This is a genomic window from Nocardia sp. NPDC057668 (assembly GCF_042799795.1).
In the GTDB taxonomy this organism is placed as follows: domain Bacteria; phylum Actinomycetota; class Actinomycetes; order Mycobacteriales; family Mycobacteriaceae; genus Nocardia.
In genome coordinates this window covers 654,136-679,519 of the sequence record NZ_JBHVIC010000003.1, presented here as the reverse complement: position 1 = coordinate 679,519, position 25,384 = coordinate 654,136, and the positions used below count along the sequence as shown (strand labels likewise).

General features: G+C 71.5%; 20 protein-coding genes. 13 read left to right on the top strand and 7 right to left on the bottom strand.

Annotated elements, in window-relative coordinates:
* Window positions 1-57: 57 nt before the first annotated feature.
* On the bottom strand, window positions 58-1,305 hold the full coding sequence (locus ACFVBH_RS21680) for a GNAT family protein (protein WP_354991441.1): 1,248 nt from the start codon (window positions 1,303-1,305) through the stop codon (window positions 58-60).
* A gap of 177 nt (window positions 1,306-1,482) precedes the next feature.
* Between ACFVBH_RS21680 and ACFVBH_RS21675 the strand changes: the two genes are divergently transcribed.
* From ACFVBH_RS21675 to ACFVBH_RS21650, 6 genes are read left to right on the top strand one after another with little or no spacing between them, the layout of a single operon-like run.
* A complete protein-coding gene (locus ACFVBH_RS21675; protein WP_379003795.1) occupies window positions 1,483-2,859 on the top strand; it encodes a polysaccharide pyruvyl transferase family protein in 1,377 nt (458 codons plus the stop codon).
* The gene (locus ACFVBH_RS21670) at window positions 2,852-4,477 is read left to right on the top strand and encodes an oligosaccharide flippase family protein (RefSeq protein WP_379003792.1); all 1,626 of its coding nucleotides are present in this window, start codon (window positions 2,852-2,854) and stop codon (window positions 4,475-4,477) included. Before ACFVBH_RS21675 ends, ACFVBH_RS21670 begins: the two co-directional genes overlap by 8 nt.
* Window positions 4,474-5,895: a hypothetical protein gene (locus tag ACFVBH_RS21665; RefSeq protein WP_379003790.1), complete on the top strand. Its 1,422-nt coding sequence runs from the start codon at window positions 4,474-4,476 to the stop codon at window positions 5,893-5,895. The genes ACFVBH_RS21670 and ACFVBH_RS21665 overlap by 4 nt, the downstream gene beginning before the upstream one ends.
* A gap of 46 nt (window positions 5,896-5,941) precedes the next feature.
* Window positions 5,942-6,967 carry a glycosyltransferase family 4 protein gene (locus ACFVBH_RS21660; protein ID WP_379003788.1) on the top strand — a complete coding sequence of 342 codons (1,026 nt, stop codon included), beginning with the start codon at window positions 5,942-5,944 and terminating at the stop codon, window positions 6,965-6,967.
* Window positions 6,964-8,100 carry a glycosyltransferase gene (locus tag ACFVBH_RS21655; RefSeq protein ID WP_379003785.1) on the top strand — a complete coding sequence of 379 codons (1,137 nt, stop codon included), beginning with the start codon at window positions 6,964-6,966 and terminating at the stop codon, window positions 8,098-8,100. The genes ACFVBH_RS21660 and ACFVBH_RS21655 overlap by 4 nt, the downstream gene beginning before the upstream one ends.
* Entirely contained in the window at window positions 8,097-9,308 is a 1,212-nt protein-coding gene (locus tag ACFVBH_RS21650; RefSeq protein WP_379003783.1) for a glycosyltransferase family 4 protein, read from the top strand. The genes ACFVBH_RS21655 and ACFVBH_RS21650 overlap by 4 nt, the downstream gene beginning before the upstream one ends.
* On the opposite strand, the gene ACFVBH_RS21645 is transcribed toward ACFVBH_RS21650, so the two are convergent.
* Genes ACFVBH_RS21645 through ACFVBH_RS21630 form a run of 4 tightly spaced genes read right to left on the bottom strand, consistent with a single transcriptional unit; the run spans window position 9,263 to window position 14,491 of the window.
* Window positions 9,263-10,915 carry an O-antigen ligase family protein gene (locus ACFVBH_RS21645; RefSeq protein ID WP_379003781.1) on the bottom strand — a complete coding sequence of 551 codons (1,653 nt, stop codon included), beginning with the start codon at window positions 10,913-10,915 and terminating at the stop codon, window positions 9,263-9,265. The genes ACFVBH_RS21650 and ACFVBH_RS21645 overlap by 46 nt on opposite strands.
* On the bottom strand, window positions 10,912-12,474 hold the full coding sequence (locus ACFVBH_RS21640; RefSeq protein WP_379003779.1) for a hypothetical protein: 1,563 nt from the start codon (window positions 12,472-12,474) through the stop codon (window positions 10,912-10,914). Before ACFVBH_RS21640 ends, ACFVBH_RS21645 begins: the two co-directional genes overlap by 4 nt.
* A complete protein-coding gene (locus tag ACFVBH_RS21635; protein WP_379003777.1) occupies window positions 12,471-13,115 on the bottom strand; it encodes a hypothetical protein in 645 nt (214 codons plus the stop codon). Before ACFVBH_RS21635 ends, ACFVBH_RS21640 begins: the two co-directional genes overlap by 4 nt.
* A 17-nt stretch (window positions 13,116-13,132) precedes the next feature.
* Window positions 13,133-14,491 carry an AMP-binding protein gene (locus ACFVBH_RS21630; RefSeq protein WP_354988553.1) on the bottom strand — a complete coding sequence of 453 codons (1,359 nt, stop codon included), beginning with the start codon at window positions 14,489-14,491 and terminating at the stop codon, window positions 13,133-13,135.
* 182 nt (window positions 14,492-14,673) lie between these two features.
* Between ACFVBH_RS21630 and ACFVBH_RS21625 the strand changes: the two genes are divergently transcribed.
* The 4 genes from ACFVBH_RS21625 to ACFVBH_RS21610 are packed head-to-tail and all read left to right on the top strand — an operon-like array spanning window position 14,674 to window position 19,130.
* The gene (locus ACFVBH_RS21625; protein ID WP_379003774.1) at window positions 14,674-16,050 is read left to right on the top strand and encodes a nucleotide sugar dehydrogenase; all 1,377 of its coding nucleotides are present in this window, start codon (window positions 14,674-14,676) and stop codon (window positions 16,048-16,050) included.
* 19 nt (window positions 16,051-16,069) lie between these two features.
* Window positions 16,070-17,086 carry a glycosyltransferase family A protein gene (locus tag ACFVBH_RS21620; RefSeq protein ID WP_354988555.1) on the top strand — a complete coding sequence of 339 codons (1,017 nt, stop codon included), beginning with the start codon at window positions 16,070-16,072 and terminating at the stop codon, window positions 17,084-17,086.
* On the top strand, window positions 17,083-18,576 hold the full coding sequence (locus ACFVBH_RS21615; RefSeq protein WP_379003771.1) for a lipopolysaccharide biosynthesis protein: 1,494 nt from the start codon (window positions 17,083-17,085) through the stop codon (window positions 18,574-18,576). Before ACFVBH_RS21620 ends, ACFVBH_RS21615 begins: the two co-directional genes overlap by 4 nt.
* Window positions 18,573-19,130 (top strand): YdcF family protein, encoded by a 558-nt coding sequence (locus tag ACFVBH_RS21610; protein WP_354988557.1) that lies wholly within the window; start codon window positions 18,573-18,575, stop codon window positions 19,128-19,130. Before ACFVBH_RS21615 ends, ACFVBH_RS21610 begins: the two co-directional genes overlap by 4 nt.
* Window positions 19,131-19,234: 104 nt before the next feature.
* Here the strand turns inward: ACFVBH_RS21610 and ACFVBH_RS21605 are convergent, their stop codons facing one another.
* The gene (locus ACFVBH_RS21605; protein WP_379003768.1) at window positions 19,235-21,370 is read right to left on the bottom strand and encodes an alginate lyase family protein; all 2,136 of its coding nucleotides are present in this window, start codon (window positions 21,368-21,370) and stop codon (window positions 19,235-19,237) included.
* A gap of 203 nt (window positions 21,371-21,573) precedes the next feature.
* Between ACFVBH_RS21605 and asnB the strand changes: the two genes are divergently transcribed.
* The gene (gene asnB, locus ACFVBH_RS21600) at window positions 21,574-23,415 is read left to right on the top strand and encodes an asparagine synthase (glutamine-hydrolyzing) (RefSeq protein WP_379003766.1); all 1,842 of its coding nucleotides are present in this window, start codon (window positions 21,574-21,576) and stop codon (window positions 23,413-23,415) included.
* A gap of 7 nt (window positions 23,416-23,422) precedes the next feature.
* Here the strand turns inward: asnB and ACFVBH_RS21595 are convergent, their stop codons facing one another.
* Window positions 23,423-24,094: a GntR family transcriptional regulator gene (locus ACFVBH_RS21595; RefSeq protein WP_379003763.1), complete on the bottom strand. Its 672-nt coding sequence runs from the start codon at window positions 24,092-24,094 to the stop codon at window positions 23,423-23,425.
* Between the two features lie 238 nt (window positions 24,095-24,332).
* On the opposite strand from ACFVBH_RS21595, the gene ACFVBH_RS21590 reads away from it, so the two are divergent.
* Complete coding sequence (locus ACFVBH_RS21590; RefSeq protein ID WP_354988561.1) at window positions 24,333-24,533, top strand: hypothetical protein; 201 nt, start codon at window positions 24,333-24,335, stop codon at window positions 24,531-24,533.
* Between the two features lie 13 nt (window positions 24,534-24,546).
* The gene (locus ACFVBH_RS21585; protein WP_379003760.1) at window positions 24,547-25,383 is read left to right on the top strand and encodes a hypothetical protein; all 837 of its coding nucleotides are present in this window, start codon (window positions 24,547-24,549) and stop codon (window positions 25,381-25,383) included.
* Window position 25,384: the final 1 nt, after the last annotated feature.

The window sequence follows — 25,384 nt, the reverse complement described above, 5'->3', positions numbered from 1 at the left end:
TCGCTCCTAGAGTCACCGCACCGCCCGCCCCCGCGGTCGTGCTATCCGGGACTTTACCTATTCGTATGCGGTTGTGCGCGATGGCTTCTCGCTCGTCGCCGCCCACAGCTCGACATCGTGGAAGTCGCCGTCACGGCCGCGCCGGGCCGCGATCAGGACGCCTTCGCGCCGCAGTCCGCCCGCGGTGGCGATGGCCGAGAGATGGGTGGCGGCCGGATCGATGAGGGTCTCCACCCGTTCCCCGCGCAGTTGGTCGATCGCGTGGTTCAGCAGCAGTGTTACCGCGGCCGCCGCACCGGGCCGCGGTGTGCCGGAATCGAAGTCGAGGGTGAGACCGATGTTGGGCCCGCTCAGGTCCAGGTGCAGGCGGCCGATCGGCTCGCCCGCGGCGCAGACGTCGTAGGCGTGCCGCCGGTGGACGGTGCGCGGGGAACGCCGCGCGGGGGGTTGACGCAGCAGGACCGGGCGGTTCGCGGCGTCGCGGCCCGAGAGTGTTTGCGGCAGGCGGGTTTCGCCTGTCCCGGTGCGGGCTCGCCAGGGCGTGCCGAGCAGGTAGCGGGTCGCGACCACGACCACCGCCCCGGGCGCGGCGGCCCGCAGGGCCCGCGCGCTCGCCGCGAGCCGGGTGCGCACCGAGATCGCGGCGGGCGCGGGGCGGGCGGTGGCGACCCCGGCCGCGAGCAGTGCCGCGACGTAGCCGCCGGGCGGGGCATCGCCCGCGCGGACCGCCCAGAGTTCGTGGTCCTTGCGCGCGCCGTTCACGTCGACCGCTCGAATCATCGTGGCCTCCAGCGACATTCCGCCCCGGATGACGGCCTGGCGGGCCCGGCGATTGCCCACGCACACCGGGGCGGTGACGCGGTGCAGGCCGAGCTCGCCGAACGCGTGATCGGTGGCCAGCGCGCCCGCCACGGTACCCACGCCGTGCCCGGCCCGCCGGCCGTCCATCCAGAGTCCCAGTTCGGCGGTGCGCTGCGCGAGATCGATGGGGGCGAGCTGACATTGGCCCGCGAACTCCCCGTTCACCAGCACGCTGAGCGACAGCGCCCGGCCCGTCAGCCGCGCCCGGCCCTGGCGCAGGCGCTCGCGGATCCACCAGGCGCGGGAATGGCGTTCCTCCCACGTCAAAGCGGAGGTGTACCAGTACGGTTCGATGAATTCCCGGTCCCGCAGCCGGATCTCGCGCCAGTGCGGGAAGTCCGCGAGCCGGGTCTCGCGCAGGGTGACCAGCTGCCCCGCCACCAGTACCGGCCCCAGGCGCACCCGGCGGCGGGCGGAACCGCGGACCGCGCCGACTGCTGGCATGGGGCCGACGCTACCGGAGAAGTTCCCGCCGCACGGCTCGGAAACCGGGAATCCGCCGGGCGGCATCGCATCCGAGTTGCAAAGGCGCTGCGGGTGTGGCTAATTGAGATACCGTTGGCGTGCAACGAAAGCCGGTCGCAGCCGTGTGGGCCCGTTGTATGACCGGGGGAGGTCGACATGGGAACCGGACTGCCGTGCGGGGGCGCCGGACATCGCATTCTCATCGAGAACAGTGAGTACTGGCTCCGGAACTACGGTGATCTCGCCATGCTCGAGGTCACCGTGCGCCGGCTGCGGGCCCGGTGGCCGGGCGCGAGCATCGGCATCATGACCGAAGCGCCCGCGCTGGTTTCGGCGTATTTCCCGGGCGCGGTGGGGATCACGGTCGGCGCGGCCGATCCCTGGCGTGCGCCGGGCCCGATCGCGCGCCTGGCCGCGCGCCTGGGTCCCACGGTCGCCGGGCCGGTCGAGATCACGCGCCTGCGCGCCTGGGCGTGGTTTCTGCCCCGGGCGATCGAGGTTCGAGATCGATTGCGGGCCAATCGATCACGTGCGGAGCCGGTCGCGGCTGCGGCCGGTGCGGAGGCCGTCGCGGCCGTCGGCACGCGGATCGAAGCGCGGCATCCGGGCGCCGCCCGGGCCGTGCGCGAAGCCGATCTGGTCGTGGCGCTGGGCGGGGGATACCTGACCGATGCCGACGTACCGCAGGCCACCCGGGTGCTCGAATTGCTCGACTACGCCAGGGACGCGGGCATTCCCACCGCCCTGGTCGGTCAGGGCCTGGGTCCGCTGCGCGATGCGCGCCTGCGCGACCGCGCGGCGCAGGTGCTGGCGAAAACGCCGTTCATCGCGCTACGTGAGCGGAGGCGCGGACCGGAGCTGCTGGCCGCGCTCGGCGTGCCGCCGGAAGCGTTCGCCGTTACCGGTGACGATGCCATAGAACTCGCGGTCGCGGCCCGGAAAGTCGAGCTGGGCACCGATATCGGGGTGTGCCTGCGGGTCGCGCGCTACGCCCCGGTGGCCGCCGCGGCCCAGGATCGGGTCGGCGAGGTGGTCCGGACGTCCGCCGCGCAGCTGGGCGCGCGCCTGGCGCCGCTCATCATCGCCGAGACCCCGGGCTCCCCGGATCGCGCGACCACCCTGCCGCTGGTGCGTGCCAGCGCGGACCCGGTTGCGCCGCCGGGCCGGTTCGTGCGGCCCGGCGACGTCGCCGAGCGGGTGGCGCGCTGTCGCGTACTCGTCACCGGCGCATACCATCTGGCGGTTTTCGCGCTCAGCCAGGGGATCCCGGTCGTGGCCCTGACCTCGACCGAGTACTACGACGACAAATTCCTGGGCCTGGCCGAGATGTTCGGCGGCGGCGTCCGACTGATCCACCTCGACGACCCGGATCTGGGCGAGCTGCTCGCCGCGGCGGTGCGCGCGGCATGGGACGAGGCCGAGGAGGTCCGGGAACCGTTGCGGGCCGGCGCCGATGAGCAGGTCGCCGCGAGCAGGGCGGGCTTCGAGCGGTTGTTCGCGCTGCTGGAACGATCGCATATCGAGCATGGGTAGCTTCGGACTTCCGCCGCCGCAATCCCCGCCGCTGGATCCGGGCGGGGCGGGTGCGGGGGCGGGCGAACCGCCGCCGGGGAAGAGCCTCACCGGCAAGATCGGCCGGGTCGCCGCCGCATCGGCGGGCGCACTGATCTTCGGCGAACTGGTCTCCCTGGGGCAGACCGTCGCGCTCGCACGGTTGCTGAGCCCGGCCGAGGTCGGCGCTTTCGCCGCGGGCACCGTGCTCACCATGCTGCTGACGACCTTCGTGGAGGGCGGGCTGCGGTCGGGACTGGTGCAGCGGGAGAAGGAGGTCGCGGACGCCGCCGACACGGTCTTTCGCGCCTCGCTGCTGAACGGGCTGGTAGTTGGTCTGTTTGCGCTGGCCGCGGCCCCGGTCATCGGCACGGTGTTCCACGACGAGACCATCGGTCTCATCGCGGCGGCCACCTCGGGCTTCCTGCTGCTGTTCGCGCTGACCAACGTGCCCGAGGCGCTGTTGCAGCGCGAATTCAGCGTGCGGCGCAGAATCATTGTGGGCCCGGCGGTTTCGGTGAGCTTCTGCGCGGTGTCGGTGACGCTGGCCGCGCTGGGGTTCGGGGTCTGGAGTCTGGTGATCGGCACCTACGCCTCCTACGCGATGTGGGTGCTCGCGGTGTGGTGGCTGGCGCGCTGGCGGCCCGGGCGCGGCCGCGCCTCGATGCGGATCTGGCGGGAGCTGGCGCGATTCGGATCCCCGGTGGTGGTGAACATGCTCGGGTCGCGGGTGCAGACCACGGTGGAGGCCGCGGTGGTGGGTCGCGGGCTCAGCGCCGCGGCACTCGGGCACTACCGGTACGGCCAGCGCATCGCCCAGATCCCGGTGCGCTTCATCGTGGAAGTCGGTGCGTTCTCGCTGTTTCCGGCCTTCTCCCGGATCGCCGAGGAACGGGACGCGCCGCGCCTGGCCGCCGCCTATCTGCGGGCCATCCGGCTCACCACGGCGGGCGCGGCCGCGCTGTGCGGGCTGATCGTGGCCGTGGGCGAGCCCGCGGTGGTCATCGTCTTCGGTGAGCGGTGGCGCGAGGCCGGGCTGGTCGTGGTCGCCATGGCGGGGCTGGGCCTGGGCAAGGCGTGGATGAGCGTGAGCGAGGAGGCCATCAAGGGCGCTGGCCGCACCGCACTGCTGAACTGGCAGACCGCGATCGAGCTCGTGCTGGGCATCGGGCTGCTGCTGGTGCTGGTGCGGCTGTACGGGCTCATCGGCGTCGGACTGGCGACCTCGGCCACCGCGCTGGCGGTCGGGGTGGTGGTGATCGGGCTGGCGCGCACCGTGATCGGCGTGCGGATCGGTGACCTGATCCGCGCGATCGGCCCGCCGCTGCCCGCCGCCGGTCTCGCCCTGGCCGCGACCTGGTTCCTCGAACACCGTGTGCTGCAAGCCGATACCCGCCCGCTGCTCACCGGGATCGGAGCCCTGCTGTTGGACGCGGTCGTGTTCGTGATCATCTACGCGCTCGTGCTGTGCGCCCTCGCGCCCGAGGCGCCGCGCGCGGTCCTGCGCCTGGCGGCCGCGCGCACCGGCCGGCGTAACGGCGCGTCGCCGGACGCGATATCCGTCGGTGCCGAGCCCCTAGCTTCCAGGGAGCCGAATTGAACAGTGCCACAGCAGTTCACCTCATTCGCATCCGCCGTCGCGCCTGGCTGGTGCTGGTGGTCACCGCGGCGGCGCTGGCGCTGGCGGCGGTCTCGGTTCGCGATCTGCAGCCGACGTACACCAATCGCATCGCCCTTACGGTCGGCTCGCCGAACCGCGCACCCGATCAGGACGCGGTGCTCTCGGTCGGGTACGCGCAGTACTTCGAGGATCCGGCGTATCAGTCCAAACTCAAAGCGGTGACCGGTGTTCCGGACGCGGTGAGTCTGCAGGCCCGCACGGTCGCCTCCAGCCCCATTTTGTTCATCGAGGCCACCGCCGCGACCGCGGGGACCGCGCTGGACGCGGCGCAGAAGGCGGGCGCGGCCTTCCGCGACGAGATCAACGCCAGTCTGCGCGCCGCCCAGGACGCGGCCATCGCGGCGGTGCGCAAACCGTTCGACGACATCCGGGCCGCCAACGGCGTGGTCAACGACGTGTCGCTGACCCAGATGCAGGACCAGATCAATCGCATCAACGCCGACACCTCCAACAAACTGATCGATCTGCAGTTGAGTTCGGAGGTGGTGCGCACCGAACCCGTGCGCTGGCCGACCCTGCTCGGCTACGGCGTCGGCGGGTTGCTGCTCGGGTGCGTCGCGGCGCTCGTCGCCGGCGCGCTCTCCCGCCGGCTGCGCACCGCCGACGATGTCGAGCAGAAGGCCGGAGTGCCCGCGATCGCGGTGGTACCGGGGGATTCCCGGAAGCCGGGGGCGCGGGGCGGGTCCGATGCGCCGCGCGATCGCGCCCTCCGGCAGGTGGTGACCGCGGTGGGGCTGGCCGTGCCGGTGACCCGGGCCGCGGTGGCGTGCACCGCCCCCGACTCGACCCCCGGCGTGGAGACCGTGGCGCGCACGATCGCACGGGAACGGGCGCGGCAGGGCGTGCGGACCATCCTGGTGCACGCGGATCTGCGGCATCCGCGCGGAATCGGCGTCGCGGAGCTGCTGGCGGGCCGCATCGGCATCGACGCCGTGCTCACCGCGACACCCATGCCGAATCTGCACGAGGTGTTCGCGGGCAGCACCGGTGAGGATCCGTTCACCGCGCTGAGCCGCGAACGCTTCGCCCGCCTGCTCGACGCGCTGCACGAGCGCGCGGACTTCCTGGTGATCATGGCGCCCCCGGTGCTCGAGGCCGTGGAGACGCAGGTGATCGCCGCGGCCGCCGGATCGACCGTGCTGATCCTGGACCGCGCCACCGCCCGGACCGCCCCGGCGCGCAAGGCGATTCGGGTACTGGCCGCAGTGGACGCCGCCGTGCTCGGTGCGGTGCTCATCGACGTGCGCGGCGAGGCGTCCGCGACCGAGCCGGGCGCCACCGCGCGCGTACCCGCCATCGAGGCTCCGGCGATCACCGCCGGACGCGGTCCCGAGTAGTCGCGCCGCCGTGAACGGTCAACGCGCCCTCTGGGTTTCCACGAGCATGACCACGCGCGGCGGGGTGTCGACCTTCGTCCGCGAGATGCGCACGACCCCGCTGTGGGAGCGCTGGCGCGTCGCGCACGTCGCCACCCATCGCGACGGCGGCCCGGCGGTCAAACTGTCCGCGTTCGCGGCCGGGCTGCTCGTGTACGCGTACCGGTTGCTGGTGCGCCGGCCCGCGGTGGTGCATCTGCACCTGTCCTCGTACGGCAGCTTCCCGCGCAAGTACCTGTTCGAACTGCTCGCGCGCGCGGTTCGCGTGCCGGTCGTGCTGCACGTGCACGGCTCGGACTTCCGGGTGTTCTACGACGAGGCGCGGGGACCGCTGCGCGCCGCCATCCGCGACGCGCTGCGCGGCGCCGCGGTCGTGATCGCGCTGGGCGAGTCCTGGGCTTTGGCGCTGCGCGGTATCGCACCGACCGCGCGAATCATCGTGGTGTCCAACGCGGTTCGAGCCCGCCCCGCGGTGCGCCAGCACACCGCCGCGCCGGTGCGGGTGCTGTTCCTGGGCGAGATCGGCGAGCGCAAAGGGACCTTCACGCTGCTGGAAGCCTGGCGTGCGGCCGCACTCGCGGGCCCGCTGCCCGCGCGGTTGATCGTGGCCGGGGACGGCGCGGTCGAGCGGGCGCGCGAGCGGGTCGCCGAACTCGGCATCGCCGACAGCGTGGAGATCACCGGATGGGTTTCCCCGCAGGCGATTCCGGAGCTGCTGGCGGACTCGCAGGTGCTGGTGCTGCCCTCGCACCGGGAGGGACAGCCCATGGCGATCCTCGAGGCCATGGCCCGGGGACTGTGCGTGGTCACCAGCCCGGTGGGCGGCATACCGGATCTCGTCGACGAGCGCTGCGCGATCTCGGTGCCGCCGGGCGCGGTCGAACCGCTGTCCCGCGCGCTCATCCGGGTGATCGAGGACCACGCGCTGCGGGCGCGCCTGGGAGCGGCCGCCCGGGAGCGAATGCTGGCGGAATTCGACATCGACGTGGTGTGGCGGCGATTCGACGGCATCTACCGGGAGCTCACCTCATGACCCCGACCCCGACCCCGACTCCGATCCGGGTGCTCTACGTGGTGCCGGACCTGCGCGTCGGCGGGGCCGAACGGCACGTGACCACACTGCTGCCCCGGCTCGATCGCACGCGATTCGAGCCCGCGGCGGTGTGCATCGGCGAGGAGGGCGCGCTCTTCGGTGATCTGGCGGACGCGGGCGTGCCCGCCCGCGCCCTGGGCTATCGCAAGCGCCAGGCCGTGCCCGCGCTGCGCGCGCTCGTGCGGATCATGCGCGAGCAGCGGCCGCACGTGGTGATCACGCGCGGCTACAACGCCGAGGCGCTCGGCCGGATCGCGGCGCGCCTGGCCGGGGTCCCGGCTTCGGTCGTCTGGGTGCACAACCACGGTGACATCGAGCCGCGCGGGCGGATCCGGCCGCTGGTGGACCGGTTGCTCGACCGCGGCACCGCCGCCTACTTCGGGGTGGCGCGCGCTCAGGTCCGGTACATGGTGCGGGAGCTGCGTTACCCCGAGGCCAAGATTCGCGTCATTCACAACGGTGTCGACCCGGCGGCCTTCGACCCCGCCGACGATCGCCGGGCCGCGGCGGAACTCGGTGTCGCGCAGGGTGACTCGGTCATCGGCATCGTGGCCGCCCTGCGCCCGGAGAAGGATCACGACACGTTCCTGGCCGCCGCGAAGCTGGTGGTCCGCGAGCTGCCGACGGCCAAATTCCTGATCGTCGGCGACGGCCCCGCACGCGCGGAGATCGAAAGCCGGATAACGGAATCGGGGCTCACCGGGCACGTGCTGCTGACCGGCTCCCGCCCGGATGTCGCGGACCTGTTGCGCGCCATGGACGTCGTGGTCCTCAGTAGTCACAGCGTGGAGTGCTTCCCCATGGCCCTGCTCGAGGCCATGGCCGCGGGCAGGGCCGCGGTGTGCACGGCGGTCGGCGGCGTCCCCGAACTCGTGGTCGAGGGCGAGACCGGCTATCTGGTCCCGCCGCGCGATCCCGAACGCCTCGCCCGGCGGGTGCTCGACGTGCTCGCCGATCCCGAGGCCCGCAAGCGGATGGGCAGCGCCGCCCGCGACCGCGTTCACACGGAATTCAGTCTGCAGGCGAGCACCGCGGCGGCGGAGCGCGCTCTGGAAGAGGTGGTGCTGCGATGAGCGGACACATTCTGATCCTGGTCGAGAACCTCTCGGTGCCTTTCGATCGGCGGGTGTGGCAGGAGAGCCGCGCGCTGGTCGCGGCCGGCTACCGGGTGACCGTCATCTGCCCGATGGGCGCCAAGGCGGACCGCGAGCCCGAGGTCACCCTCGAGGGCGTGCGCATCCTGCGGTACCCGCTGCGCGCGGCCACCGGCGGCCCGGCCGGATATCTGCGCGAGTACTCCCTCGCGCTGTGGCACACCCTGCGCCTGGCGCTGCGGGTGCGCCGGGAGGGGCCGGTGCACGTCGTGCAGGCCTGCAATCCGCCGGATCTGCTGTTCCTGGTCGCGCTGGTATTGCGGGTCGGCGGAACGCGATTCGTGTTCGATCACCACGATCTGGTCCCCGAGCTGTTCCTGTCCCGGTTCACCGGCGGCAAGGGCGCGCTGTACCGGGCCTCGAAACTGCTCGAACGACTGACCTTCGCCTGCGCGGACGCGGTCATCTCCACCAACGAGAGCTACCGGCGCGCCGCCATCGACCGCGGCGGCATGGCCCCCGACCGCGTGCGGGTCGTGCGCAGCGCGCCGGACCTGTCCCGGTTCGTGCCGCGCCCGCCCGATCCCGCGCTCAAGCGCGGAAAGCGGTATCTGGGAGCGTATCTCGGGGTGATGGGACCGCAGGACGGCGTCGACTACGCGCTGCGGGCGGTCGCGTACCTGCGTGACACCCTCGGCCGCGACGACACCCACTTCGTATTCATGGGCGGGGGAGACGCTTTCGAGGATCTCGTGGCGCTGTCCAAGGAACTCGGGGTGGCGGACATCGTGGAGTTCACCGGCCGGGTGCCGGACGAGTTCGTGCAGACCTGCCTGTCGACCGCCGACGTCTGCCTGTCGCCGGATCCGAAGAATCCGCTCAACGACGTCTCGACCATGAACAAGGTCGTGGAATACATGGCCATGTCCCGGCCGCTGGTCTCCTTCGATTTGATCGAGGCGCGGGTCTCGGCGGGCGCGGCCGCGGTGTACGTCCCGGACAACGACGAGGCCGGGTTCGCCGCGGCGATCGGCGCCCTGCTGGACGACCCGGACCGGCGCGCGCGCATGGGCGCCCTCGGGCGCGAACGGGTGGAACGCGAACTGTCCTGGGACACTTCCCGAGAGAATCTGGTGGACTTCTACGCCGGGGTGTTCCGCACCTCGGTGCCCCCGATCCGGGGCTGATCCGCGGCGGCGGTCTCGAGCTTGCGGGCCCGGATCGCCGCCCGGCGCTCCCGGCCCGCGGCGAGCGGATCCCGCGGTGTGCCGCGCTCGAGGCGATCGGCCGCCCCGACCGCGGCCCCGATCAGCGCGAAGACCATCGTGCTCGGATAGTCGAACAGGCGCAGATCCACGAAGAGCCCGGCCAGCGCCAGCGACAGGAACGCGGTGACGGCGATGAAAGCCAGTGGGCGGCCGGTGATCCCGGCCGGCGGCAGGCGCAGGTACGCCGTGATCAGCCGGTGGGCGAGCAGAACCAGCACCGTCAACCACAGCAGCAGGCCGATGATGCCGAGTTCGGCCAGGATGCCCAGCTCGGTCTCGTGCGCGGGGATGCCCAAACCGCGCTCCCACGGCGTATCGGGCGACCACTGCTGGTGCCGGTAGGTGTTGACCTGCACGAAACGGCCCAGACCCCAGCCGCTCCACGGCTTTTCGAGAAAAGCCCAGACCGCGGTGGCATTGGCGTTGAGCCGGTCGTAGACCTCGTTGGTGGAGGTCACCCCGCCCGATGTCCGGTCCGAGCTGGTGAAGTCGGTCCAGTTCATGGCGATGATCGACACCGTGCCCAGCGCGGTGACCACGAAGCCGGTGCGATAGCCCTTGCCCAGCACCATGCCCAGCACCACGACCACGGCGAAATCGAGCCAGATGGAACGGGTGTGGGTGAGGAACACCGCGTAGGCGCACGCCCCGGCGATCACCGCGAGCAGGACGCGCTGCGCGCGGGAGCGCCGCTCGGAGCCGATCAGGACCAGCGCCAGCACGTACCCGGCGATCAGGATGAGCCCGTTGACCTCCGGTTGATTCGGCAGCCCCACCGCGCGTTCGGGCCAGGCGGGCGCGAGCACGATGTAGCGCGGCCACACCAGCGCCCGCGGCCCGTGGAACTGCAGGATGCTCACCAGCGCCGAGTACGCGCTGCACGCCAGCAGGGTCAGCAGCAGGAAGCGCAACGACTCGCGCGTGCGAAAGATGATGCGCGAGATCAGGTAGGTGGCGAACGGGATGCCGGTGCCGATGATCAGATACCGCCACAGGTCCAGCTCCTGACCCGACAGCGGGTACAGGATGGGGCGGTACTCGTGCTCCTGCACAATCGAATTGACGTTCCACAGCAGATACAGCGCCATCGCGCACTCGATCGCCCCGAGGGACACGCGGCGGTCGGGGCGGCCGCGAATCCAGGCCACCGTCGCGATGAGCAGCCCGCCGAACGCCAGGATGAAGGGATCGGTGGTGGGCAGGATCTTCGGAATCGCCGGGCGCAGGAAGGTCGCCACGATCAGGAAGACGAAGGCCCAGCGCGGATCGCGCAACCCGGCGATCACGAGCGCCGCGGCCACCGCGCCCGCCGCCGCGACGGTGCCGACGCCGCCGGGGGCCCGGCCCGATACCGCGATCATGGCGACCAGCGCCACCGCCATCGCCACGGCCGGTACGGCCCAGCGGCGCAGCAGGTCCGGCCACCGCGCCGCGGCCGCCCGCGCGCTGAACCGGGCGGGTCGCCGCGGCGGGGCCGTGGGGCCGGGATGCTCCTCGGACCGCGTCGTCTCGGACCGTGTCGTCACGGGGCGGCCCCGGCCCGTTTGCGCGGCGACGACCGCGGCGCGCGGGTGTCGATCAGCACCGCGCCCAGCACCTGCGCGCCGACCTGATTCACGGCCCGCACGGCCTCGCGGACCTCGTCGACCCGGGTGCGCCCGCGCTCGATGACCAGGATGGTCAGATCCGCCAGGTCGGCCACGATCTGCGCCTCGGGCGCCGCGGTGATGGGCGGCAGGGCCAGCACCACCGTGTCCGCGGCGGCGGCGACCGAATCGAGCAGGGCGCGAACGCGTTCGCGATCGAAGAGCGGATAGGGATCGGGACTCGTCGCGCCCGCGGCGATCTCTGCGAAGCCGTCGGGAGCGTGCGTGGTGACCAGCTCCCTGGCGTCGGGCACCCAGCCGCGCAGATACTCGGCGAGGCCGCGCTCGGGGCGTGGAATGAATTCGGTCGCCTGCGGATCGGCACTCGGCCGGACGGGGCCGACGAGCCCGTCGTCGGATCGGGTCCCGGCGTTCTGGCCGGATTCGGCCGTCGGCTCGGAGGTGTCGGTGCGCGGCGCACCGGGCGCGCGGCGCAGGTTCGCGTTGACGAACACCGTCGGAGTGCCCTGGGCGGCACGCTGTTCGGCGATCGACCGCGCCAGCTCGTCGCCACCGGCGCCCGCCGAGATCGGTATCACCGCGATCGAGGTGGAAGCGGGCGTCCCGGCGCGCGCGACGAGGTTGGCCACGTGCCGCAGCGCCACCGCGCGGCGGGCGTCGCGTTCGGGGGTGCCGCCGGGCGGGATCACCTCGAACGGGCGGACCCCCGTCTTCTCCACCACGTCGTACTCGGTGTGCAGCCGCCGGGTGGCCGCACCGGCGATCAGCGCCGCCACGCAGCCCAGCAGCAGCCCGCCGACGAGACCGGTGGCCAGACCGCGCGCGCGGCCCGGTCCGGTGGCGGTCACACCCGCGCCGGACTGCAGCACCGTGAGGTGGTTGGAGGAGTCGGCATTGAGCCGGTCGATCTCCTGCTGCAATTGGATCTGGGCGCTGAAGGCGTTGGGATCGTTGGCCGCGAGCCGGTCGCCCCACACCTTCATCATGGCGGCGGTCATATCGGCGGCGGTCTCGGTCCGGCTCGCGTCCAGGCGGCCGTTGACGTCGTCGACGAACAATTGCGCGACGGTGGGCGCGGCCGCCTTGGCCACCGCGGGCGTGGCGGCGGTGACCTGGATGTAGAACAGCGGGCTCGCGGTGACGAATTCGGCCGAGAAGCCGGTGATGCCGGCCGGGAAGCCGGTCTTCTGCGCCAGATTCGACTGGTACGAGGGGTCGTTGAGAAAGTACGTGTAGCCCTGGGCCAGGATCGCGTCCTGGGTGGGCGGGCGCGTCGAGGCGGCCGAGACCAGGACCCGGCTGGTGTAGGTGGTGCTCTTGCCGTGCGAGGCGGCGTACGCCCCGCAGGTCACCAGGATCGCGATGACCAGCACCAGCCAGCGGCGCTGCCGAATGCGGTCGAGCAGCACGTACAGCGTGCCGGGCGTATGTGTTTCGGTGGTGGGATCGGGTGCGGCGGCGTCCGGGATCGCTGTCATCGGTGATCGACCTCCACCACGACCCGCGTGGGATCGGCCAGCGCGCTGACCCGGAAGCCCACCTGCGGGGTTGTCAGGCCCAGGAACACCTGGGTCACCCCGCGCACGGTGCCCGCGTACCTGATCTGGCCGATCGCGGTCAGCGTGGGATCGGTGAGCGTCTCCGGACCCGCGAAGGGCGGCACCCCGGAGACGAAGGGACTGGCCGCCTCGCGAACCAGCACTTCGATGACGGTCCGGCCGTCCACCGGATACACCTGCTGGGTGCTGTTCTGGATCGCCTGGTTCACGTAGTGCACCGCCCAGCCCGGGGTGGCCGCGCCGGTGAACTCCAGGACGACCCGATCCGCGGAATCGCCGCGCGCGGCGGAGATTCCGGTGAGGCCGATGCCCACCGCCGCCGGATCCGGCGTGCGATTCTTGGCCGCGAACTCGTCGACCGCCGCGGTGGTCACCGGGACCTGGCCGGGGCCGGGGCCGGAACCGGTATCGCAGCCCGCGAGCAGTCCGGCCGCCAGCAGCGTCGACGCCAGGGCGGCCAGGCGGCGGGCGGTGCGGCGAAAGTCGCTGTCCCCGGGCCGATATCGCCGGCGCGCGTTCCGCTCGTGCTCGTACCGTTCGTGCGCCCGAGGAACCGGCACCGGCACACCCCCTCCACTCATGTCGGCCGGCGTTCCACCGGAATCGCCGGCTGCCGCCACGTCTCGGCGTGCTCGACCACCGCGGTTTTCAGCTTGCCGCTGGGTGGTCGCGGCAGCCGCTCGAGCACGCTGACCGAAACCTGTTGACCCGGGCCGAACTGCCGCGCGACATTGCGCCGTGCGTGCGCCGCGGTCCGGGTCGCCGAAAAGCCGTCACCGGGTACCACTCTCAGCTCGAAGACCCCGGGCCGCAACTGGGCGATCTGGGCCTCGCGCAATCCACTCAGATCGTCGACCACGCTCGACGGCAGCGGCAGCGGGCGGCCGTCGGCCGCGGTGAAGGTGTCCTCCACCCGGCCGTCGACGACCCCGAGCAGCGGAAACGCGCGCCCGCACGGGCACGGGGCCGGTGCGGCCGGGCGCACCTCGTCCCCGGTGCGATAGCGCAGCAGCGGAAAGCCACTGTTCTGCAACGAGGTTCCCACCAGCTCCCAGCGCGAATCCGAGCCGGGCACCGGCAGCAGTTCGACGATGCCGTAGTGCGGGAACACGTGGTAGCCGCCGTGCTCGCAGGTGCCCGCCATGGCCACCCGCTCGGTCTGGCCGTAGTGATCGACGATGGGCGCGTCGAACACCTCGCGCATGAGGGTGCGCTGTCCCGGGGCCATCATCTCCGAGGAGGTGATGACCGCGCGCACCGGAACGCGCAGTCCGCGATCGCGCAGCAGCGCCGCCAGCAGCGCGATGCTCGACGGCCAGCCCTCCACGACGTCGGGCCGGAACCGGCGGATCTCCCCGGCGATGAGATCCACCCGTTCGGGGGTCAGGTGATAGCTCGACACCAGCAGCTGGCGTGCGCCCCGCATGCCGAGTGCGGGACCGTGCCCTGGGCCGTGCGCGAATCCACTGCCGCGCAGCACGATTCGCCGAGCGTTCGCCGGAACGCCGAACCAGCTCCACTGCTGCTCCAGCATGGCGAGCTCGAAGACCGCGGAATCGACGGTGCGATAGCACCGGATCGGCACCCCGGAGGTGCCGCTGGAGCGGGCCGGCCACATGAGCCAGCGCGGGCGGGTGGCGAAATCGGCTGCTCGTGCGGCCAATTCATCGCGCGAGATCAGCGGGAGCCGAGGCAGGTCGGCGAGAGTGCGAATGGAGGACGGATCGATGTCGTTGGCGCGGAAGTGTTCCCGGTAGAACGGTGAGCGCGCGGCGGCCAACCGCACCAGATGACGCAGCCTGCGCTCCTGGAACGCCGCGATTCCCGCCGCGTCGTCGTGCTCGAGCTTTCCCAGCGTGCGCCGCAGCGCACGATGGCGCGGATGTGCGCGCCTGAGCCGGTACTTCAGACCCCCGCCGGCACTCGGCAAACTCATCGTGTTCAGCAACCCCCCAGCCGTTTTCCCGTGCGGGTATACGGCCTCGACATCGTCACCCCCGACGGCGATGGGCACGGGACCATCGCGTGCTGCACCGCACGATGATAACTCGAACGAATCACGGAATACATTGGTATAAAGCTAAATAGCGGTTGCGACGATCCCTGGTGGGGTGCAGTGTGGACGAGCGGTACCGGCGAACAGCGAACGACGACGGCCCGATGGCGGGCGGCAGCGCGGGGGTCAGCGTATTCGGCCTGGGCTATGTGGGATGCGTGTCCGCGGCCTGTCTGGCCGCGCGCGGGAATCAGGTCATCGGGGTGGACGTCAACCCGCAGAAGACCGAGTTCATCCGGCAGGGGCGCACACCGGTGGTCGAGGAGCGCATCGGGGAGCTCATCGCGAGCGTGGTGGCCCGCGGGCAGCTGTCGGTGACCGAGGATGTGGCGAAAGCGGTTCTGGCGACCGACATCTCGATCGTCTGCGTGGGCACGCCGTCGGCGCCCGGCGGCGGCCTGTCCACCGAGTATCTGGAACGGGTGAGCGCGGAGATCGGCGCGGCGCTGGCGGTCAAGGCCGGCTGGCACGTGGTCGCCTATCGCAGCACCATGGTCCCGGGCACCTGCGTGGGCACCCTGATTCCCGTGCTGGAGCGCGCTTCGGGCAAACGCGCCGGGGTCGACTTCGGGGTGAGCGTGAATCCCGAGTTCCTGCGCGAGGGCAGCAGTGTCCGCGACTTCGAGAATCCGCCCAAAACCGTTGTCGGGGAATCGGATGAGCGCACCGGCGCGGAGATGATGAGCCTGTACGAGGGCCTGCCCGGGCCGCGCTTCCGGGTGCCGATCGACGTGGCGGAGATGACCAAGTACGTGGACAACAGCTTTCACGCGCTCAAGGTCACCTTCGGCAACGAGATCGGCGCGCTGTGCGCCCGGCTCGGGCTGGATTCGCACGCGGTGATGGACATCTTCCTGGCCGACACCAAACTCAACATCAGCCCGGCCTACCTGCGCCCCGGATTCGCCTTCGGCGGCTCCTGCCTGCCCAAGGACGTGCGGGCGCTGACCCACACCGCGCGCAGGCACGATCTGGAGCTGCCGGTGCTGGCGAACGTGCTCGCCTCCAACGAGACCCAGTTGCGCCGCGCGGTCGATCTGGTCATCGAGCTGGGCCGGCGGCGAGTCGGCATCTTCGGGCTGTCCTTCAAATCCGGGACCGACGATCTGCGCGAGTCGCCCATGGTGGAGTTCGCCGAACGACTCCTGGGCAAGGGCTACGACGTCCGCATCTACGACGCGAACGTGGCGCTGTCCCGGCTCATGGGCGCGAACCGGGCGTTCATCGAGGAACGCCTGCCGCACATCGGCGACCTGCTCACCGACGACATCGCCACCGTCGTCGCGCACGGCGAGATCTTCATCGCCGGCACCGCCGAACCGGCGGTGGTGGCCGCCATCGACGGCCTCGGCCCGGATCGGACCGTCATCGACCTGGTGCGGCTGCCCGGCGCCGCGCAACGACGCCTGCGGCCGGGATATGTGGGTATCGGATGGTAGGGCCGAAGGGGTTGGCACGGTGGAATCGATCGTTCCCGAGTTCAGTTTTCTGACCACCGCGTATCGAACCGAGGACGTGCTGGCCGACACCATCGAATCGGTGCTGGCGCAGACGATTCCGGACTGGGAACTGGTGGTCGTCGACAACGGCATGTCCGAGGCGATCGCGGACATCGTGTCCGGCTACGCGGCGCGCGATGCGCGAATTCACCTGATACGGCAGGAGAACAGGGGCTACGACGGCGGGGTGATGGCGGCCGCGGCGGGTGCGACCGGCCGCTATTTTGTGGTGCTGGACAGCGACGACCAGGTCGTGCCCACCTACTGCGAGGTGCTGCGCGCGGCCTTCGCGGCGGACCCCGGCATCGACGCCATCGGTTGCGACGCCTACCGATTCGACGACTCGGGCGCGGATCTGCCCGTCGGCTACTACCGCTCGACCAACGTGAAACGGCGGCCCGATCCGGCGCACCGGCTCACCCTGACCGATCTGCTCGGCGGACTGGTGCCGTACTACACCGCGGCCATCCGGCGCGAGGTGTGGGAGGCCGTGGGCGGCTACGACCGCGGCGGTGAGGAGCTGCACGAATCGGTCGTCATCTGGATTCGCATGGTGCGCGATCACGACATCCGGATCCTGCCGCAGCGCCTGGCCCGCTTCCGGCTGCGCAGCGACTCCATGACCCGGGACCCGGCCAAGGTCGAGGCGTTCATGACCGAGCTGGAGCGTTCCTTCGCCTGGGCAGCGCCGCAGGGTCCGGGCGAGCGCGCCGCGCTGGACCGGACGCTGCGCACCTTCCGGTACTGGGAGGCGCTGCGCAAAGCGCAGGGGGCGTTCCTGGCACACGATGATCGCGGGGCACGGGGGTTCGCGCGCGAGGCTTTCCGCCAGCGCCGCACCGCGCGCGCCGGCGCGATCATCGTGTCGGTCAGCCTGTTTCCGGGCGTGCTGCGGCGCGTGCACCCGCTCAAACAGCAGGTCTCCGAGCGGGTCGCGCACACCGCGGGCCGGTTCGTGACCGCCGTGAAGCGGTGACCGCCGGGGAACCGGAGGAACCGGCGGCGCCCGCCACCGGATTGCGCGCGGTCCTGCGGCGCGGGGCGGCGCTCTCGGCCGCCGGGGTGGGCGCGGTGCAGCTCATCGCGCTGGCGCAGACCCTGGTGCTCGCCCGGCTGCTCACCCCGGCCGAGGTCGGCGTCTTCACCGCGGGCACGGTCCTGACCGCCATCGTGGTCGTGTTCTCGCACAGCTCGCTGAGCCACGCGCTGATCCAGCGCCGCACCGAGGTGTCCGACGCGGCCGAGACCGTGTTCTGGGTGACCCTGGGATCGGGCGCGGCGCTGGCCGGACTGCTGGTGCTGACCGCGCCGGTGCTGTCGGCGATCTTCCGGGACGATCGGGTCGGGGCGGTCGCCGCGGTATCCGCGGGCACGGTGGTGCTCACCTCGCTGCTGGCGGTGCCGGACGCGTTGCTGCAGCGCTCCTTCCGGTTCGAGCGCCGGGTCATCGTGGATCCCGCCAACGCCATCGCCTTCGCCGCGGTGTCGATCACGCTGGCCGCCTGCGGTTTCGGTGTGTGGGCGCTGGTGGCGGGCTACTACGCGGCGGTGCTGGCCGCGGTGGTGGCCTCGTGGTGGCTGTGCGGGTGGCGGCCGCTGCGCGGGCGCTTCCGGCTCCGATTGTGGCGTGAGCTGGCCGGATTCGCGGCGCCGCTGCTGATCGAGAGCCTGGTGGAACGAGCCGTCGAGGTCACCGAAGTGGTGCTGGTGGGGCACCGGCTGGACAGCGCCGCGCTCGGCAACTATCGCAACGGGCGGCGGCTCGCGTTCCTGCCGGTGCAGGCGATCGTCCAGATCTGTTCGTACGTGCTGTTTCCCGCGTTCTCGAGCATCGCGGGCGAGCCCGCGCGCTTCGCCCGGGGTTTCCTCGGCGCCCTGCGCTGGATGTGGCTGGCCGTGGTCCCGGCCTCGGCGCTGTCGGCGGTGCTGGGCGCACCCCTGGTCGTGCTGCTGCTCGGCGAGCCGTGGCGGGGTGCGGGAATTCTGGTGCAGGCCATGGCCGGGGTCGGCATCGGGTACGCGCTGATGTCGGTGAGCGCCGAGGCGCTCAAGGGCGCGGGGCGACCGCATCTGATCAACGGCATGACCGGGGCCGGTGCGGTCACCGCGATTCCGCTGCTGGTGCTGCTGCTGCCGCACGGCCTGGCGGGCGTGGGCCTGGCGCTGTCGGCGTCCGCGCTGCTCACCGGAATCACCGGACTGCTGCTCTCGCGTAGCGTCGTCGGGGTGACCCCGGGTGAACTCGGGCGCATCCTGCTGCCGCCGGTCGTGGCCGGGGTCGTCGCGGCCGCGGTCACCGCGGTCCTCGAGTACGCGGTGCTGCGCGCGGGGGACCGGGGCGTGGCCGCGGGTCTGGCGTTGGTGACGGTGGAGGTGATCGTGTTCGCGACAGCGTTCGCGGCTGTGCTGCAGGTGATCTCGCCCGCCACGCTGCGCCCGGTGTGGGCCGCGGCGCGGCGGTCGTGACGCCGCCGCTGCGCCGCCGGAGCGTGCGGGCGGGGGTGGCGCTGCTCCTGCTGGCAGCGTTCGTCGCCGCCGGCATACCGGTGTACGTGCGGCCGCAGATCGATCCGCTGCGGCACGCGGACGCCATCGTGGTGCTCGGCGGCGAGGGCATCGACCGGTACGCCTACGGCATGGAACTGGCGCGGCGGGGCTACGCGGCCACGGTGCTGTTCTCCAATCCGTACGGGCCCGACACCGAACTCGACGAGGTGCGCGAACCGTGTCGCACCCCGCCCCGGGACTTCACCCTCGAATGTTTCGCGCCCGATCCGCCGACCACACTCGGCGAGGGCCGCGCCCTGGCGCGCACGGCACGCGAGCGCGGCTGGCACACGGTCATCGTGGTGACGATGCGGCCGCATCTGTCGCGGGCGCGCTACATCCTGGCGCGGTGCTTTCCCGGTGAGTTGATCATGGTGGACAGCCCGCTGGATATCTCACCGGCCTATTGGGCGTGGTCGTACGTCTACCAAACCGTCGGTTACGCACGGGCTTTCCTCTCGGACGGGTGCTGATTCCCGCGAGCGGCAGGGTGTATCGCACGCGGGTGCCGAGCCCGGTGGGTGGCCGGCCCGGGTTCATCGCGCGGGTGCCGAGGGGCGGCGTGGCGCCACCGGGTTCAGCGCGTCGCGACCGCGATCTCGGCCGCGCCGGGACGGTTCGGGTCGATGGTCACGGTGCGGCGGGCATCGCCGGTGATCCAGTGGGCGGTGATCCGGTCGCCCGCGTGCGCGATCTCCAGGGTGTGCGGGGATTCGGCGTCCGGGCACAGCGGCGTCAGCACGCTCAGCAGGGCCAGCGGTGTGCCGCCGGTGCAGTACGCCCCCACCGACCAGGACGGTTCGCGCGATTCCAGGCGTTCGGACCACCAGCCGAGGTCGGTGCTCTCGTCACCGCGCACCATTGTCGTCTCGAGGCGATGATTCGCCGCGTACGCCAGCGCCAGCACCGGCGTCCCGGCCCGGGTGGCGAGGTGGCCGGGGCCGTGGGCGCGGACGTGGAGGGACGGATGCAGCGGCCAGGTCAGCCGGGCCGAATGCGTGCCCGTACCCGAGATCGCGTCCACCACAACGATGTCCGGGTGATCCGGCGCGGCGATCACCCAGCGCCGGTGCACGACGGGATCGGCGAGGCGGGTGTAGCCGTCGTGTTCGGCGTCCACGACGCCCCGCGCCAGATCCACCGCCCGAACCCGCACCGCGGCGTGGGCGCGCCACAGGAACGGCCCGCCCATCACCGACTGATCGAGGTCGTCGACCGTCACCGTCGCGTGCGCGCGGGTGGAGCGGTGCGCGGCGCGCCGGCCGGGATGGCCGTAGTAGCTGGCGGTCCCGGGATCGCCGATGAGCTCGTGCCCGGCCGCGGCCAGGGTGAGCGCCAGGGCGTCGGCGTGGCCGTGCGCGGCGATCGAGAGATAGCCCAGCGGGCCGACATCCACGCTCGCCCGGCGGTTTCGCGCGCGCAGCACCACCAGTCCGCCGTCCGGTGCGTAACCGCTGCCTATCGGCTCGGCATCGAGGCTCGCGGCCGATCCGAGCGCGGCGCGCAGCCAGGTCGCGGTCATGCTCGGCGTGCCCGCGCGGGCCGCGGCCGGCTCCGGAACCAGTGCGTCGGCGATGCCCAGATGCGCACGGACCGTGCGGATCTCCTCGGGCCCCAGGCGCAGGGCGAAACCGCCGTCGTCGTCGCCGTAGCGCGGGTCCGGATCGGTGTCGCCCACGGTGAGCGCCAGATATCGCGAACTGCGGGCGATGGCGGCGGCCAGCCGCACGGGTGGTTCGCCGCGCAGCGCCAGGAGGGCGTGGACCACGCCGATCAGCTCAACGGTGAAAATCTGATACGCGACGGCCTGTTCCGCGCCCGCGCCGTCGGGCAGCAACTGCCGATCGGCGTGTTCGGTCAGCAGGGCCAGGGCATCGTCCGACCACCGGCGGGCGGCGGGAATCTCCGGCAGCAGCACCGCCACCACGGCCAGTCCGGCCAGTTCGCCGATCAGATGGTTGTTCGCCGAACTGAACAGCGAGCGTTCGCTCCAGCAGCGCCGGGCACTCTCGCCCAGCAGCACCACGTAGCGGCGATACCGCTCCGGCGTCAGGCCCGGCGCGTCGCGCAGCCCCTGCACCGCCACGGCCACCGAGATCGCGCGCACCCCGCATTCGAACGCGCCGCGCCACGCGATGCCCGCACCGGGCCGCTGCTGTTCCACCCAGGAGTCCAGGTGCTCGAACGCGGCGTCGGCGAAACGGGTTTCGCCGGTGAACAGCCATGCCTGGGCGAGCCACGGCAGGTGCTGCAGGCGGTTGAGTTCCCAGATCCACTTCGGGTCACCGGCCGCGGTGCGATGGTCGATGCGCTCGGAATTGGCGGTGGGCCAGCGGGTTCCGGTGAGCGGGTCGTGATTCCAGTCGACGGCGGCGCCGAGATCCGCGGCGGGATAGCCGAAATAGCGGACCTGCCCGGTCAGTACGCGTTCGGCGGCGGCGACCACCGCGGCTACCGCATCGGGGTCGGCCGCGGCGATGGCCGCGGCCCGGTCGCGGTCGAGCAGCACCGGGCGATCCGTTCCGGCGCGGAACGCGAGCAGCGCCTCGGGCCAGGACGGCTCCGCACCGCCGAACAGCTCCGCGCCCGCGTCCGCCCAGCTCACCCGGCGCGGGCGCAGGCGCTCGCGGAGTCTGCCCGCGCGCCAGAGCATTTCCGGGCCGCTCATGGTGCGCAGCCGGTGCAGGTACCAGAGCAGCTGGGTCAACAACACGCCTTTCGCCCCGGGCGATCGCCACGCCCCCGCAGTGTCGATTGCACGATACCCGTTCCCGCGCGCGGCATGCCTGCCCCGAATTCCCCGACAGCCCAGGCGATTACATCTGCTGACACCCGCCGGGACCGCGGTTACCCTTGGCTGGCGGGGCACACGCACAGGGATAACTGGATGACGGTCGACGGCGAATCGGGGCAGATGTGTGCGGAATAGCCGGGGTGCGCCGATTCGACGGTGCTCCGGTCAGCGGGGAACTGTTGGCGAAGATGGGGGAGTGCCTGCGCCACCGGGGACCCGACGCGTCGGGGGTGTGGAGCGACGGGCCGGTGGGGTTCGCCCACTCCCGGCTCGCGATCATCGATCTGGCGGGCTCGGAGCAGCCCATGGCGGGTGCGGGGCAGCAGACGCACATCGCCTTCAACGGTGAGATTCTGAACTATCGCCGACTGCGCGACGAGCTCGACTACCCGTTCACCACGCACGGCGACACCGAGGTGCTGCTGGCCGAATACGAGCGGCACGGGGTGGACGGGGTGCGGCGTCTGCGCGGTCAGTTCGCCTACGCCATCCACGACGCGCGGACCGGGGAGACCCATCTGTTCCGCGACCGCCTCGGGATCCTGCCGCTGTACTACTACCGCACCGACGAGTTCTTCGCCTTCGCCTCGGAGATCAAAGCGCTGTTCCCGGTGCTGGATTCGCCGCGGGTGGACACCGCCAGCCTGCACGATTTCCTGGCGCACCGCTCGGTGCCCGCGCCGTACACCTTCTTCGAGGGGGTGCGCAAGGTGCCGCAGGGGCATCACCTCACGGTCGGTGCGGACGGGAGCCTGCGCATCGAGAAGTACTGGCGGCTGCCCACCGAGGCCGAGATCATGGACGTCTCGCCCGCGGCCGCCGTCGAACTGCTGGACGAGGCGCTGCGCGCCTCGGTGCGCGACGCGCTGGTCGCGGATGTGCCGGTGGGAGCCTATCTTTCGGGCGGGGTGGACAGCAGTCTCATCTGCGCGCTGGTGGCACAGCAGCGTGGCGGCGAAGGGCTGCACACGTTTTCGGCCGGGTTCGGCGACGACCGGGTGGACGAGACCGAATGGGCGCGCCTGGCGGCGAAGGTCGTCGGCAGCGACCATCACGAAACCATCATCACCGCGGACGATTTCCAGTCCGATTGGGCGCGACTGAGCCGGCACCGGGATTCGCCGCTGTCCGAACCCGCGGACGTGGCGGTATTCCGGCTCGCCGAGCTGGCGCGCAAGCACGTGAAGGTGGTGCTGTCGGGCGAGGGCAGTGACGAATTGTTCGGCGGTTACCCGAAATACCGCTACGCCCGCACCACGCGCGCCGCCGCCCTGCTGCCGTCCGCGCCGCTGCGGATGCTGGAGGGCCGGATGCCCGCCGACCGGGCCCGGCTCACGGTCGCGCTGCGCGCCATCTCCGAACCCAGCTATCCCGAACGCATGCGGGGCTGGTTCGCGCCCTTCACTTCTCGCGAACGCGACGGGCTGCTGGGCGGCCCGCCCCGGCGCAGCGTCCTGGCCCCCTACCTCGACGGTCGCGGCGATGCCCTGCGCCGGATGCTCTACGCCGACGTGCACACCTGGCTGGCGGACAACCTCCTGGAGCGCGGCGACCGCATGTCCATGGCGGCCTCGCTCGAGCTCCGCCCGCCCTTCCTGGACCACCGCGTCGCCGAACTGGCCTTCCGCCTGCCCAGCAACGTGAAGGTCCGCAACGGGGCCACCAAGTGGATCGTGAAGGAGCTGGCGCGCCGCCATCTTCCCGCCGAACTGGTGGATCGCCCCAAGGTCGGCTTCAAGGTGCCGCTGGATGCCTGGTTCCGCGGCCACCTGCACGACATGGCCCACGATCTGCTGACGGATCCGTCCTCGTTCGTGGGCTCGACGTTCGATCGGACCGCGGTGCGCCGGTTGCTGGCGGCGCATGCGTCCGGCGGCCGTGACGAACAACCCCGGATCTGGACGCTGCTGTCGCTCGAGGTCTGGCACCGGGAGCTGCGCAGGCAACTGCTCGAGACCGTGTGAGAGGCCGCTACGCCGGGCCGATCGGCATGCGAAAGACGAAGGCGTCGTAGCGATCCTGGGGATAGGAGATGTCCGACACCATGATCACGCGGTCGTCGCCGCCGAGAAATCGCTGATGCACCGTCTTCACCAGATCGCCCGCGGGCGTGCCCAGCCAGGCGGCGTGCGCGGGGGTGGGCAGCCGGTCGGCGATGGTCTCCTCGAGGAACGCCGCGCCGTCGACGCCGCTGATCCCCGCCGGCTGATAGGAGTCCGAGATCGACACCGCCCGGCCGTCTTCGGACGCCCGGGTGACGACGTGCGAGACCGTCGCGCCCACGGCGATCTCGAGCGCCTCGGCGAGTTCGGCCGTCGCCGCCAGGCGCGCGGTGTCGCGCTCGATCACGACGTCGCTGCCGGACTCGTTGCCGAAAGTTGTTTCCGGGCTTTCCAACTGCCGCTCGGGCGCGACGCGGGTGAGATCGGGCCGGGCGGTGACGAAGGTGCCCCGCCGTTCGATCGTGCGCACCAGACCCTGGCTGATCAGCAGTTTGATCGCGCGCCGGATCACGATGTCCGAGACCCCGTGCCGCTCGGCGATATCGGCGTAGCTCGGCAGTCGCGCGCCGGGGCGCAGTTCGCCGGTGCGGATCGCACGCGCCAGGCTGCCCGCGATGGCGACGTACTGCGGTTCGGTCATGGTCCGTCCTCCGCATCATGTTCCGCGCCCTGATCATCGGTGTCACTCAGCGTACTCATTCTGTGTATACGCATCAGCCGTTTGGGTGTGCGGGTTCGGTGCGGGCGGCGCGCCCGGTGTACGGCGCGCCGCCTTCGTCTGGGCGCGTATACGCAAAGTCAATTGCGTATACACACACTCGTCTACGCTTGCAGCATCGCCTTCAGCGAGGGGGCGTTCGCTCGAGGAGTTGGGTCCGGTGGCGGCATATATCGATCACGGTGTCCCGGGCTACCCGGTCATGAATATCGAGACGGCCAAGAGCGCGCTGGCCAAACATGAAGGCTGCGACGCGGAGTGCGCGGCCAAGTCCTACTACTCGAAGCTGGTTCCCAGGCTCGAGCGATCCCTTTTCCGGGATTCGGTCGCGACGAGCTGGAACATGTGGACCACCGATTGACGAGATTGGACCCATGGCGGAACTGGAGCTGACGGACGAGCGCAGGACCGAGCTTGCCGCGCTGCTCGGCGACGAGCGGCGACTGCGGGACGAGTTCCCTTTGGTCGCAGACTATTTGGACACGGCGGGGCGGCTCGCGGGATCCGGTGATCAGCGAGCCGATGCGGCGTTCGATCTGCGGTTCGTGCACTATCTGACCGGCGGGGGCGCCGGGAATCCGTACTGGGAGATCGTCGCGCCCTCGGTGTCCCGGGGAGTGGTGAACGGCGGGCGGAGCACCGGCAGCGCCCGGCTGGCCTACGCGCAGACGCTGCTGCAGTCGGCCTACGCGTACGCGATTCCCGCGCCCGGGACCCTGGACTGGATCGCGGAATTCTGTGGATCGCGACCGCTGCTGGAACTCGGCGCGGGGCGGGGCTATTGGGCCGCGCAACTGTCGGCGCTGGGATTGAAGGTCGAGGCGTTCGACTCCGAGCCGCCGGACCGGAACGAGAACATGTCGTTTCCCGGCTCGGCGGGATTGCCCGCGACCTGGCATGAAATCGGTGACCTCGCAGCATATTCCGAGCACACGAGCGGTGACCGTGACGAGGTTCTGATGCTGTGCTGGCCGCCGGGGTGGGGTGACACCATGGCCTCGCAGGCCCTGGCTCGGTTCGAGAACTCGGGCGGTGATCGGCTCGTGTACATCGGGGAGCCACGCGGCGGCAAGACCGGGGACGACGCGTTCTTCGAGGCGCTCGACAGCCGGTGGGCGCTGGAATCGGTGGATCCGCACTACGTCTCGTGGTGGAACCTCACCGACACCGCCCAGGCCTGGGTGCGCCGGACCTGGGCGTGCTCGATGTGAG